Consider the following 12,618-nt stretch of genomic DNA (forward strand, 5'->3'; position numbering starts at 1 on the left):
CCTGGCCATGCGCTTCGGGGACTCAACAGGGCGAGCGGATCTGGCACCTTGTCACACCGCCCTACCCCCCTTGAACCGGCATATCACGGTCCTTCGCACAGGTGTCTCATGGCTGGGTAAAACAGGATTTCGCCACAACCTGGCCGGATCTCGCGTCCTAGGATGGTGATCATGCGCCTCACCCCCCTCCTCGCGGCCTTCATCCTGGGCTCGATCCTGTTAGCCGGGACGGCCCAGGCCGCCACCTACCCCATCCGCGATCGCGCCCTGACCGCGAACGAGCTCTACCGCAGCGGCCCGCTACGGCCGAGCCAGTGCACCGAACACCCGGTCAAGCCGAACGACGTCCGGGCCGCCAAGCGCTACCTGACCACGGTGGTGAACTGCCTCAACACCTCCTGGGCCGCTCACTTCCGACGAGCCGGCCTGCCGTTCACCAAAGCCAGGGTCGCCTTCATCACCAAGCCGCGGCGCTTTTGCGGAACCGCCTGGAAGGACGCCGCGGCGCGCTACTGCGATGACGAACGGCGCTTCGTCTTCCTGCTGAACCGCGACCTGCTCGGCGAGCCGTCGGACCTGTTCCTCTTCGACGTCGCCGCCCACGAGTTCGGGCACCACGTGCAGAACCTCACCGGGATCAGCCGCGCCTTCGACCGGCACCCCTACAAGGGCAAGAGCGAGCTGAACGAGCAGCTGCGCCGCCTGGAGTTGCAGGCCGAATGCCTGGCCGGGGTGTTCATCGGCAGCACCTGGAAGTCCTTGGACCGTACCTCGCGCGACTGGAAGGTCCTGCTCGACATCGACCGCGACAGCGGCGACGAGCAGAGCAAGAACCGCACCCACGGCAAGGGGCGCAACATCGCCGCCTGGCTCGACAAAGGCTTTCGCTCCGGCTCGCCCGCCGCGTGCAACACCTGGACGGTCCCCTCCGCACGGGTGTCGTGACCCGGCGCCCGGGGATCTCGCCGCGGCCTCAGCCGCGGCTGCGGATCACCATGATCAGCCCGGCGATGAACGACCCGAGCAGGACCGGCGACAGGACCGCGAGGCCGCCCCACACGACGAGGCCGAGATAGCCGAGGGCGGACGAGCTGTGCGTCGCGTCGGCGTCAGCGGCCGCGAACAGCCCCAGGCCGAGGACGACGGCGGCCACCGTGAGCGCGATCGGGGTCCACAGCAGCACCTGGGCCCACACGCGGTACCTCCGGCTGCGGACAGGCCGGGCCGGCGGCACGTTCGGCCGCGGGGAATACCCGACGGAATCACTCATGCCCCCTTTGTACCAGCCCTCGTGGGTCCGCCGGCGTCGGCCGGGGCGGTCTACAGCGAGATCTTCCGTTCGTCGGCCTTGAGACCGCGCAGGGTCCACAGTCCGTACAGAGCCAGCAGCGGTTTGACGGCCATCCACTCGCCGGGGCGGTAGTCATCCGCGCGCACCAGCCGCTCGGCGAGGTCAGGGCGCTGCCGCCGCAGGTACGCGCGGGCCTTGAGCGCGTGAGCCGGCTGGGAGACGATCTTGATGCGGTCGGCGTTCTCCAGCAGGGGAATCACGTTCGTGATGTTCTCCCATGTCGTCGCGCTCCGGTCTTCGAGCAGCACCGCGCCGTCGAAGGCGAGCGCCGACGTCGCGTAGCCGGCCATCAACCGGGCCTCCGCGGCGCCCCCGCCGGTCGCACCGCCGCTGAAGATCACGACGGTGCCAGGCGCACTGCCGGCGGCGATGGAGCGAAGGCCGGCACGGACTCGCCAGCGGTTGACGAGGTTCACCGTCGCCTGCGGGTTGCGGTATCCCAGCACGACCACGGCCTCGGCGGCGCCCCCGCCGTCCTTCACGAGAGCTCGGGACCAGCGCCAGTTCAGCCACTCGCCCCAGGCCAGGACCGCGGCCCCGGCGATCGACCATCCCGTCCTTCGCCGCATGCGGCGACTCTAGATCACCGCGAGGCGCGGTCGCGCTCGTATTCGCCTTCGCCGAACACGAGCGCGAACGTGGCCACGGTCAAGATTTCGGCCGGCCTCGGCGTGTTCTACGCTGGCCCCCGGGACGGCTGGGGAGTGAGGGTTTCGTGGTCGATGGTGCAGGCGGTCCGCCCGCTGCGACCCTGGACGCGGTCTTGGAGCGCGTCACTTACGCGAATGAGGAGACCGGCTACACGATCGCGCGGGTCGCCACCGCCCGCTCCGGGGCCGAACTGCTGACCGCGGTGGGGCCGCTGCTGGGCGCGCAGGTGGGGGAGTCGCTGCGGCTGACCGGGCGCTGGACCTCCCATCCCCGCTACGGCAAGCAGTTCGAGGTGTGGTCCTACACCACCGTGCTGCCGGCCACCGTGCAGGGCATCCGCCGCTATCTCGGCTCCGGTCTGATCAAGGGGATCGGCCCGAAGATGGCCGAGCGGATCGTCGACCACTTCGGCACCGACACCCTCGACGTGATCGAGCAGGAGCCGCAGCGGCTGGTGGAGGTGCCGGGGCTGGGCCCCAAACGCACCAAGATGATCGCCGCCGCCTGGGCGGAACAGAAGATCATCAAAGAGGTGATGATCTTCCTGCAGGGGGTCGGCGTCTCCACCTCCATCGCGGTGCGCATCTTCAAGCAGTACGGCGAGCGCTCCATCGACGTCGTCCGGGCCCAGCCGTACAAGCTCGCCGACGACGTGTGGGGGATCGGCTTCAAGACCGCCGACACCATCGCCCAGGCCGTCGGCATCCCGCACGACAGCCCCGAGCGCGTCAAGGCCGGTCTGCGCTACACCCTGTCGCAGGCCGCCGACGACGGCCACTGCTACCTGCCGGCCCCCAACCTGGTCGGCGACGCCGTCAAGATCCTGGAGGTGGACGCCCCCCTGACCGTCACCTGCCTGGAGGACCTCGTCACCGAGGAGGGCGCCGTCCGCGAGGAGATCCCCGCCGGCGACAACGTGGTGCCCGCCGTCTACCTGCCGCCGTTCCACCGCGCCGAGCTGTCCCTGGCCGGCTCCCTGCTGACGCTGCTGCACAGCGGCCACGACCGGCTCAAGGCGTTCGGCGACGTCGACTGGGACAAGGCCGAGCAGTGGCTGCACGGCCAGACCGGCGCGGAGCTGGCCACCGAGCAGCGCCAGGCCGTCCGGCTGGCGCTCACCCGCAAGGTCGCCGTGCTGACCGGCGGCCCCGGCTGCGGCAAGAGCTTCACCGTCCGCTCCATCGTCACCCTGGCCCGCGCCAAACGCGCCAAGGTGATCCTGGCCGCCCCCACCGGCCGGGCCGCCAAGCGGCTGGCCGAGCTCACCGGCCACGAGGCCACCACCGTGCACCGGCTGCTGCAGCTGCGCCCCGGCGGCGAGGCCACCTTCGACCGCGACAACCCCCTCGACGCCGACCTGGTCGTGGTCGACGAGGCGTCCATGCTCGACGTGCTGCTGGCCAACAAGCTCGTCAAGGCCGTCGCGCCCGGCTCGCACCTGCTGTTCGTCGGCGACGTCGACCAGCTGCCGTCCGTCGGCGCGGGCGAGGTGCTCAAAGACCTGCTCGCCGCCGACGACATCCCGCGCGTACGGCTGACGCAGATCTTCCGCCAGGCCCAGGAGTCCGGCGTCGTCGTCAACGCCCACCGCGTCAACACCGGCCGCCACCCGGTGCTGGAGGGCATGAAGGACTTCTTCCTGTTCCCGTGCGAGGAGCCGGAGGAGATCGCCGCCATGACCGTGGACGTGGTCGCCCGCCGCATCCCGCGCAGGTTCGGCCTCGACCCGCGCCGCGAGGTGCAGGTGCTCGCCCCCATGCACCGCGGCGCCGCCGGAGCGGGCGCGCTCAACATCGCCCTGCAGGAGTCCCTCACCCCCGCCCGCGACGGCATGCCCGAACGCCGCTACGGCGGCCGCGTCTTCCGCGTCGGCGACAAGGTCACCCAGTTGCGCAACAACTACGACAAGGGCGCCGCCGGCGTCTTCAACGGCACCGTCGGCATCGTCACCGGCATCCAGCCCGACGACAGCTCCCTGACCGTGCTCACCGACGAGGACGAGCAGGTCGACTACGCCTTCGACGAGCTCGACGAGCTCGCCCACGCCTACGCCGTCTCCATCCACCGCTCCCAGGGCAGCGAATACCCGGCCGTGGTGATCCCGCTGGCCACCAGCGCCTGGATGATGCTGCAGCGCAACCTGCTCTACACCGCCATCACCCGGGCCAAGCGGCTCGTGGTGATCGTCGGCTCCCGCCGGGCCCTGGCGCAGGCCGTACGGACCAAGGGGGCGGGGCGGCGGCACACGAGCCTCACCCACCGGCTGTCCCGCCCCTGACCTGCCCGATGATTGTTTACCGGGCATTGACCCGGCGCTGACCTGCGCCTTACTCTCGGAAGTGATCGAAATGTGACCGAACTCTCCCAAATGATTCCGCGTCATACATGCAGGAGCATTAAGGTTTTAGTGCGGCAGATGATAGCGGGAAGAGGTTCGCGGTGAAGGTTGAGACCGGCTGGAGGAAGATCGTCGCAGGCGTGGCAGTGGCCACCGCGACCGCCCTCACAGCCTCATGTTCCGGCGGGGTCCCCGGTGCGGGACCGGCCGCCGACGACAACGCCACCACCTCGGCGACCCCTGAAGCCCCCACCATCGCCATCACCCCCCAAGAGGGCAGCACCAAGGTCAGCCCCGGCAAGAGGGTCGTCGTCACCGCCGCCGGCGGCGCCCTCGACGACGTCGTCGCCGAAGGCGACGGAGAGCCGGTCGACGGCAAGTACAACGCCGACAAGACCCGGTGGATCTCCAAGACACCGCTGAAGCCGGACGCCAGCTACAAGATCACCGCCACCTCCGGCGTCACCACCGCCGCCAGCACCTTCACCACCCAAAAGCCCGAACGCGTCCTCGCGATCGCCGACGTCACCCCCAACGTCAAGGGCGAGAAGGTCGGCGTCGGCATGCCGATCATGGTCAGGTTCACCCAGCCGGTCACCTACAAGGCCGCCGTCGAGCGCGCCCTGAAGGTCGAGTCCGACAAGCCCGCCGACGGCGCCTGGCGGTGGATCGACGACACCTACGCCATCTACCGCCCCGCCAAATACTGGGCCGCCCACCAGACCGTCACCTTCAACGCCGACCTCGACGGCGTCAAGGCCGGCAAGGGCCTGTGGGGCATGAAGAACTACGACTACAGCATGAAGATCGGCGCCAAGATGATCTCCAAGGTCTCCGCCGACAAGCACATGATGTACGTCTACCGCGACGGCAAGCGCATCCAGACGATGCGCATCAGCGCCGGGATGGGCACCACCCGCGAATACACCACCACCTCCGGCGTCCACCTCACCATGGAGCGCGCCAGCCCGGTCCGCATGATCTCGCCCGGCCGCAAGAAGGGCGACCCCGGCTACTACGACGTCATGATCGACCACGCGGTCCGCATCTCCAACAGCGGCGAGTACGTCCACGCCAAGAACAACGTGTGGGCCCAGGGCGTCCGCAACGTCAGCCACGGCTGCATCAACGCCCGCCCCGACCAGGCCAAGTGGTACTTCGACACCTTCCAGCGCGGCGACGTCGTCGAGATCACCGGCACCGACCGCGACCTCGAGTGGAACAACGGCTGGGGCTTCTGGCAGATGTCGTTCAAGCAGTGGCAGAAGGGCAGCGCCCTCGGCGGCGACAAGGCCTGACCCACCCACCCCCAGGTCTGATCCACCCCAGCCACATCCGGGCCACGCCCGGGCCGCATCGTGGCCGCTGAACGTCCCGGCCAAAACTTGGCCCGACCTTGAACGCCCCCGCCCGGCCCGAACCCCGCCGCCGATGGAGCATGTCATCCGAAAGGGCACACGCCCCGAGATGACCACCATCGGCGACGGGAACGGCGATGAACCAGCACGCACCGGCGGCCGGACCGCTCGGCCACGCCGCCGCAGCCCGCACCGCCCCCGGCACGGCCCTGGCCCAGGACGCCCAACGGATCACCGCCGCCGCCCGCGACCTGGCGGCCCGCTTCCGGCGAGGCGGCCGGCTCCTCACCTTCGGCGACGGCCCCGCCGCAGCCGACGCCGGGCACGTGGCGGTGGAGTTCACCCACCCCGTGATCGTCGGCAAGCGGGCCCTGCCCGCCCTCTCCCTGTCCACCGACACACCGTCCACCGGCGCCTCGCCCACCCTGTTCGCCGCCCGGCTCCGGCTGCTGGGGCGGCCCGGCGACATCGCGATGGGCATCCTCACCGACGCCCGGCGCGGCGGCGAGGTGCTCGACGCGCTCGCGGCCGCCCGCGCACTCGGCATGCTCACCATTGCGCTGACATCGGGCGAACCCCCAGAGGGGGACAGCGGCTCAGGTGGCCCGGATGCGCTGGTAGCCGGCGGCGGTGCGTCGCCGGCGGCCGACCACGTGCTGGTGGCGCGCAGCGACGACCCACTGATCGCCAGAGAGATCCACGTCACCACCTACCACCTGCTGTGGGAGCTCGCCCACGTGTTCCTGGAAAGTCCCGACAGCTTGGCGAGCAACCCGCCCGGCTGCCGCGACGACGTCTGCCTCACCTGTGCCGACGCCGCGACACCCGTGCACATCACCGAGCTGCGGCCGGGCGGCCTCGCGCTGGCCGCCACCGACGCCGGAACCGAGGAGATCAGCGTGGCCCTGGTCCAGGCACAGGTCGGCGACGTGGTCCTGGTCCACGCCAAGGAGGCCATCGCGGTGCTCGGCGGTGAGAGCCGATGACCGGCCATCTCTACCCCTTCCTGCAACCCGGCGCCACCACCGCCGAGGAGCTGACCCGCTCCACCGTCGCCAAAGCCACCGAGAGCCTCCACCTGCGCCTGCGCGTGCTCAACGACCTCGGCCCCGCCCTGACCGCCTGCGCCGACGCCCTCGCCACCGCCTTCCGGGCCGGCGGCACCCTGTTCGCCTTCGGCAACGGCGGCAGCAGCACCGACGCCCAGTCCGTCGCCCACCTGTTCTCCACCGGCTACCCGGGCGGCCCCGGCGACCCGGGCGACTCCGGCAGCACCGGCGACCCGGCCATCAGGGGCGGCAGGGGCGGTGCCCAGCCCGCCCTCTCCCTGACCGGCGACGCGGCCCTGCTGACCGCGCTCGCCAACGACGTCGACTTCGACGTCGTCTTCGCCCGCCAACTCGCCGCACTCGGCCGCCCCGGCGACATCGCCATCGCCCTGTCCACCAGCGGCGGCTCCGCGAACGTCCTGCGCGGCCTGGAACAAGCCCGCCGCACCGGCATGGTGACCGTCGGCCTCGCCGGATCCGGCGGCGGCCGGATGGCCGACGAGAACCTCGCCGACCACCTGTTCGTCATCCCGTCATCGTCGGTGCACCGCATCCAGGAGGCGCAGACCACCGCCTACCACGTGCTGTGGCAACTGACCCAGCAGGCCCTGGACCAACGATGAACGAGCGGATCCGGACCAGGATCCACGTCGAAGGAATCGTCCAAGGCGTCGGCTTCCGCCCGTTCGTGCACGCCCTCGCCTCCACCTACGGCCTGGCCGGACTCGTCGGCAACGACCACGGCGGCGTCTTCATCGAGGCCGAAGGCCCACCCGCCGCCGTCACCGCCCTGGTGCAGGCCCTCCGCGACCGGCCACCCACGCTGGCCGTCATCGAACGCGTCAGCCTCACCCCCATCCCACCGACCGGCGCCCGCGCCTTCACCATCGCGCCCAGCGTCACCGGCGCGCCCGCCCACGCCCTCATCCCGCCCGACGTCGCCACCTGCGACGCCTGCCTCGCCGAACTGTTCGACCCGGCCGACCGCCGCCACCGCTACCCGTTCGTCAACTGCACCGGCTGCGGCCCCCGCTTCACCATCATCCTGGCGCTCCCGTACGACAGGGACACCACCACCATGGCCGGCTTCCCCCTGTGCGACCGCTGCGCCCGCGAATACCGCGACCCGCGCGACCGCCGCTTCCACGCCCAGCCGATCTGCTGCCCCGCCTGCGGCCCCACCCTCACGCTCCGCGCCCCGGACGGCACGGCACTGCCCGGCGACCCCCTCACCCAAGCCGCCACCCTGCTCGCCACCGGCGCCATCGTCGCGGTCAAAGGACTCGGCGGCTACCACCTGGCCGCCGACGCCACCGACCACACCGCCGTGACGACCCTGCGCACCCGCAAACGCCGCACCGGCAAACCCTTCGCGGTGATGGCCGCCGACCTGCCCGCCGTACGGGAACTGTGCGACCTCGACGACACCTCCGCCCGCCTGCTGTCCGGCCGCCGCCGCCCCATCGTCCTGCTGCCCCGCCGCGCCGCCGCGCCCGTCGCCCCCTCCGTGGCGCCCGGCACCCGCGAGCTCGGCGTCGCACTGCCGTACACGCCCCTGCACCACCTGCTCTGCCGCGAACTCACCCACCCGTACGTCCTCACCAGCGGAAACAGCTCCGGCGAGCCGATCGCCCACGACGACGAGGACGCCCGGCGGCGACTCGGCGGCATCGCCGACGCCTTCCTGAGCCACGACCGCCCGATCCACGCCCCCGTCGACGACTCGGTGATGCGCGTCTTCGACGGCGCCCCCCTGCCCATACGCCGGGCACGCGGGTACGCCCCCGAACCGCTCCGGCTGCCATGGCCCTTCCCCCTGCCGGTGCTCGCCTGCGGAGCCCAGCAGAAGAGCACCTTCTGCCTGGCCCAGGGCAACCGCGCGATCCTGTCCCAGCACCTCGGCGACCTGGAGGACTACCGCACCCTGCGCGCCTACACCACCGAACTCGGCCGGCTACGGCGGCTGACCGGCATCGAGCCCGCCCTCGTCGCGCACGACCTGCACCCGGAGTATCTGTCCACGAAGTACGCGCTCAGCCTCGACGGCGTCGACACGATCGGGGTACAGCACCACCACGCCCACATCGTCTCCTGCCTGGCCGAGCACGGCGAGCCGGGACCGGTCATCGGCGTCGCCTTCGACGGCACCGGCCACGGCGGCGACGGCACCGTCTGGGGCGGCGAGCTGCTGGTGGCCGACCTGGCCACGTTCGACCGGGCCGGGCATCTGGAGCAGGTGCCGATGCCCGGCGGCGCCACCGCCGTCCGCCAGCCGTGGCGGATGGCGGCGGCCTTCCTGCACGCCGCCCGCGAGCCCGCCCACGGCCTCGACGTGCTCGCCCGCAACCCGGCCGCCTGGCAGGCGGTGTCCGCCGTGCTGGCCGCCGGCGGCCCCGCCGCGCCGCTCACCTCGAGCGCCGGGCGGCTGTTCGACGCGGTCTCCGCCCTGGCCGGCATCTGCGACCGGGCGGGCTACGAGGGCCAGGCGGCGGTGGAGCTGGAGCAGCGGGCCGACCGGACCGTCCGCGACGGCTACCCGGTCACCGTGACCCCCGGCCCGCCGGTCGTGATCACCAGCACCGACCTGATCCGGGCGGTGGCGGCGGACCTGCGCGGGGGAGTGGCGACCGGCGTGATCGCGGCCCGCTTCCACCACGGGCTGGCCGAGGCGGTCACCGCGGCGGTCCGCCTGGTCGCCGACGCCACCGGGCTCGGCACCGTGGCGCTGTCCGGCGGCGTGTTCGCCAACACCCTGCTGCTCGGCGGCATCACCGAACGGCTGCGCCGCCACGGCTTCCGGGTACTGACCCACCACCGGGTGCCCTGCAACGACGGCGGCCTCAGCCTGGGCCAAGCGGTAGCAGCCGCCGCCCAGACCACCCGCACCTGACCCCGGCGGGGGACCGGCACGGCAGCTCAGCAGATGCGCGGTAGCGGATCGCCGACGAGCAGGTCCACGATGCGGGTGCCGCCGAACACCGTCCGCAGCAGCACCAGACCCGGCGGATCATCACGCACCGTCCCGATCCGCACCGCCCCCGCGCCACCCGGCTGCCCCCGCAGCACCTGCACCGCCCGATCGGCGTGCTCCCCGTCGACCACCGCCACGAACCGGCCCTCGCAGGCCACGTACAGCGGATCGATGCCGAGGAGCTCGCACACGCCCGTCACCTCCGCCCGCACCGGCAGCGCCTCCTCCTCCACCACGACCGCCACCTGCGAAGCGGTCGCCACCTCGTTCAGCACGGTGGCCACCCCGCCGCGGGTGGCGTCCCGCAGCGACCGCACCCCGCCCGGCAACGCGTCCAGCAGCGCCGCGACCAGGCCGTGCAGGGGAGCGGTGTCGGAGACGATCGGCGCCTCGATCCCGAAATCGCCCCGCGCCAGCATGATCGCCGCCCCGTGCTCGCCCATGGGGCCGGACACGATGACCGCGTCCCCGGGCCGGGCGCCGGCGGCCGACAGGCTCACCTGCCGCTCCAGCAGCCCGACCCCCGAGGTCGTCACGTAGCAGCCGTCGGCCTTGCCCCGCTCGACCACCTTCGTGTCGCCGGCCACGATCGACACCCCCGCCGCGCCGGCCGCCGCCGCCATGGAGGCGGCGATCCGCCGCAGGTCGGCCACCGGGAACCCTTCCTCCAGGATGAACCCCGCCGACAGGAACGCCGGCCGCGCCCCGCACATCGCCAGGTCGTTCACCGTCCCGTTGACGGCCAGATCACCGATGTCCCCGCCGGGGAAGAACAGCGGCGAGACCACGAACGAGTCCGTCGTGAACGCCGCCCGCGCGCAGTCCAGCGACAGCGTCGCCCCGTCCTCCAGCGCCGCCAGCACCGGGTTGCGGAACGCCTCCAGGAACACCGCCTCGATCAGCGTCTGCGTGGCCTTGCCACCCGCCCCGTGAGCGAGCGTGATCCGCTCCTCCCTGACCACCGCCCTGCGCCGCCGGACCCGGGCGATCCGATCGAGCACCTGCTGCTCACGCCCCCCGGACGAGGAGCCACCGGGCACGACACCGGCCCGCGACTCCACCACCGCCCGCTCCGCCCCCTCGGCCCGCCCCTCGGCCCGCCCCTCGGCCCGTCCTTCGACGGCCGGCTCCGAACTCATGCCCGGGTCGCCTCCCTCACACGCTCACGACTGAACCGGCCGAAGGTGTAGTAGGCCGCGCACGCCCCCTCCGACGACACCATGCACGTCCCGATCGGCGTCTCCGGCGTGCACGCGGTGCCGAACACCTTGCACTCCCACGGCTTCAGCACCCCCTTCAGCACCTCGCCGCACTGACACGCCTTCGGATCGGCCACCCGCAACCCCGGCAGGTCGAACACCCGCTCGGCGTCGAACGCCGCGTACTCATCGGCCACCGACAGCGCCGACTGTGCGATGAACCCCAGCCCCCGCCACTCGAAGTACGGCCGCAACCGCATCACCTTGCCGATGACCTCCATCGCGGTCCGGTTGCCCTCCCACGGCACCACCCGCCCGTACTGGTTGCCCACCTCGGCCCGCCCCTCACCGAGCTGACCCAGCAGCATGTGCACCGACTGCAACACGTCCAACGGCTCGAACCCCGCCACCACCAGCGGCTTGCCGTACTCCCGGGCGATGAACTCATACGGCCGGCACCCGATCACCGCCGACACGTGACCAGGCCCGATGAACCCGTCCAGCCGCAGATCAGGGGAGTCCAGAATCGCCTTGATCGCCGGAATGATCAGCACGTGGTTGCAGAACACCGAGAAGTTCTCCACCCCCTCGGCCGCCGCCCGCAGCACCGTCATCGCCGTCGACGGCGCGGTCGTCTCGAACCCGATCGCCATGAACACCACCCGCCGCCCCGGATTCAACTTGGCGATCTTCAGCGCGTCCAGCGGCGAATACACCATCCGGATGTCCGCCCCCGCCGCCTTCGCGTCCAGGAACGACCCCGCACCACCCGGCACCCGCATCATGTCGCCGAACGACGTCATGATCACATCCGGCTGGGCGGCGATGTGCATCGCGTCGTCCACCCGCCCCATCGGGATCACGCACACCGGGCAGCCCGGCCCGTGCACCAGCGCCACCTGCTCCGGCAGATGATCCTCCAGCCCATGCTTGTAGATCGTGTGCGTGTGCCCCCCGCACACCTCCATGAACGTGTACCGCCGCCCCGGCTCACACCGCGCGGCGATGTCCGCGGCCAGCACCCTGGCCTTCCCGGCGTCCCGGTACTCATCGACGAACCGCACCGGCCGCCCCCCTCGTCCTCACGTGATGTCCGACGCCCGCAGCGCGTCCAGCTCGTCGTCGTAGTCCCGCCCGAGCCCCTCCAGATAGCCGAGCACCGCCCGCGCCTCCTCCTGCGAGATCTTCGACAGCGCGAACCCCACATGCACCAGCACCCAGTCGCCGATCCTCAGCTCCTCATCGGCCAGCAGCCCCACGTTGATCCGCCGGCGCACCCCGCCGACCTCCACCACCGCCAGATCCGGATGCTCGGGAGCGTCGGCCACCAGCTCACCGGGAATCCCCAGGCACATCGCGCGGCTCCTTCCCGAAGTCGACGGACTCCAGCACCAGCTCGTCACCGTCGCTGACGTCCACCTCATCGCTGCCGCACGGCGGGCACAGCGCCAGCACGTCCAGCGACTCGCTGCGGCTCCCGCAGGAGCGGCACGCCACGGTGACCGGCGTCACCACCAGATCCACCACGGCGCCCTCGGCGGGCGTGCCCGCAGAGGCGAGCGCGAAAGCCTGCTCGAAGGCGTCCCCGACGACCGCGTGCCGGACCCCGACCCGCACCCGCGCGCCGGTCACGGGCCTGCCCTCGGCGCGCCGCTGGATCAGCTCGACCAGGCCCTCGCACATCCCGACCTCGTGCATCCG

12 protein-coding genes are annotated in these 12,618 nt (G+C 71.8%); 6 read left to right on the forward strand and 6 right to left on the reverse strand.

The genetic code is table 11. The annotated features are described in order from the left end of the window. Window positions 1-171: 171 nt before the first annotated feature. Window positions 172-945, forward strand: coding sequence for a neutral zinc metallopeptidase (locus OHA68_RS37070; RefSeq protein WP_327104412.1), 774 nt, complete (start codon window positions 172-174; stop codon window positions 943-945). A 28-nt stretch (window positions 946-973) separates the two neighbouring features. Here the strand turns inward: OHA68_RS37070 and OHA68_RS37075 are convergent, their stop codons facing one another. Next, entirely contained in the window at window positions 974-1,270 is a 297-nt protein-coding gene (locus OHA68_RS37075) for a hypothetical protein (RefSeq protein ID WP_327104413.1), read from the reverse strand. A gap of 50 nt (window positions 1,271-1,320) precedes the next feature. After that, window positions 1,321-1,920 (reverse strand): YdcF family protein, encoded by a 600-nt coding sequence (locus OHA68_RS37080; RefSeq protein ID WP_327104414.1) that lies wholly within the window; start codon window positions 1,918-1,920, stop codon window positions 1,321-1,323. A 146-nt stretch (window positions 1,921-2,066) separates the two neighbouring features. Between OHA68_RS37080 and recD2 the strand changes: the two genes are divergently transcribed. The 5 genes from recD2 to hypF all read left to right on the forward strand — a co-directional run bounded on the left by recD2 (window position 2,067) and on the right by hypF (window position 9,637). Continuing rightward, a complete protein-coding gene (gene recD2, locus OHA68_RS37085) occupies window positions 2,067-4,280 on the forward strand; it encodes an SF1B family DNA helicase RecD2 (RefSeq protein ID WP_327104415.1) in 2,214 nt (737 codons plus the stop codon). A 161-nt stretch (window positions 4,281-4,441) separates the two neighbouring features. Beyond that, entirely contained in the window at window positions 4,442-5,638 is a 1,197-nt protein-coding gene (locus tag OHA68_RS37090; protein ID WP_327104416.1) for a L,D-transpeptidase, read from the forward strand. A gap of 197 nt (window positions 5,639-5,835) precedes the next feature. Next, window positions 5,836-6,684, forward strand: a complete 849-nt coding sequence (locus tag OHA68_RS37095) for an SIS domain-containing protein (protein ID WP_327104417.1) — start codon at window positions 5,836-5,838, stop codon at window positions 6,682-6,684. Continuing rightward, a complete protein-coding gene (locus tag OHA68_RS37100; protein WP_327104418.1) occupies window positions 6,681-7,370 on the forward strand; it encodes a D-sedoheptulose-7-phosphate isomerase in 690 nt (229 codons plus the stop codon). The genes OHA68_RS37095 and OHA68_RS37100 overlap by 4 nt, the downstream gene beginning before the upstream one ends. Next, entirely contained in the window at window positions 7,367-9,637 is a 2,271-nt protein-coding gene (gene hypF / locus OHA68_RS37105) for a carbamoyltransferase HypF (RefSeq protein WP_327104419.1), read from the forward strand. The genes OHA68_RS37100 and hypF overlap by 4 nt, the downstream gene beginning before the upstream one ends. A gap of 26 nt (window positions 9,638-9,663) precedes the next feature. On the opposite strand, the gene hypE is transcribed toward hypF, so the two are convergent. The 4 genes from hypE to OHA68_RS37125 are packed head-to-tail and all read right to left on the reverse strand — an operon-like array spanning window position 9,664 to window position 12,615. After that, the gene (gene hypE, locus OHA68_RS37110) at window positions 9,664-10,857 is read right to left on the reverse strand and encodes a hydrogenase expression/formation protein HypE (protein WP_327104420.1); all 1,194 of its coding nucleotides are present in this window, start codon (window positions 10,855-10,857) and stop codon (window positions 9,664-9,666) included. Next, entirely contained in the window at window positions 10,854-11,981 is a 1,128-nt protein-coding gene (gene hypD, locus OHA68_RS37115) for a hydrogenase formation protein HypD (RefSeq protein ID WP_327104421.1), read from the reverse strand. The genes hypE and hypD overlap by 4 nt, the downstream gene beginning before the upstream one ends. Before the next feature lie 18 nt (window positions 11,982-11,999). Further along, window positions 12,000-12,272 carry a HypC/HybG/HupF family hydrogenase formation chaperone gene (locus OHA68_RS37120; RefSeq protein WP_189140682.1) on the reverse strand — a complete coding sequence of 91 codons (273 nt, stop codon included), beginning with the start codon at window positions 12,270-12,272 and terminating at the stop codon, window positions 12,000-12,002. Next, the gene (locus tag OHA68_RS37125; RefSeq protein ID WP_327104422.1) at window positions 12,250-12,615 is read right to left on the reverse strand and encodes a hydrogenase maturation nickel metallochaperone HypA/HybF; all 366 of its coding nucleotides are present in this window, start codon (window positions 12,613-12,615) and stop codon (window positions 12,250-12,252) included. Before OHA68_RS37125 ends, OHA68_RS37120 begins: the two co-directional genes overlap by 23 nt. Window positions 12,616-12,618: the final 3 nt, after the last annotated feature.

This window comes from Nonomuraea glycinis (genome assembly GCF_035920485.1).
Lineage (GTDB): Bacteria > Actinomycetota > Actinomycetes > Streptosporangiales > Streptosporangiaceae > Nonomuraea > Nonomuraea glycinis.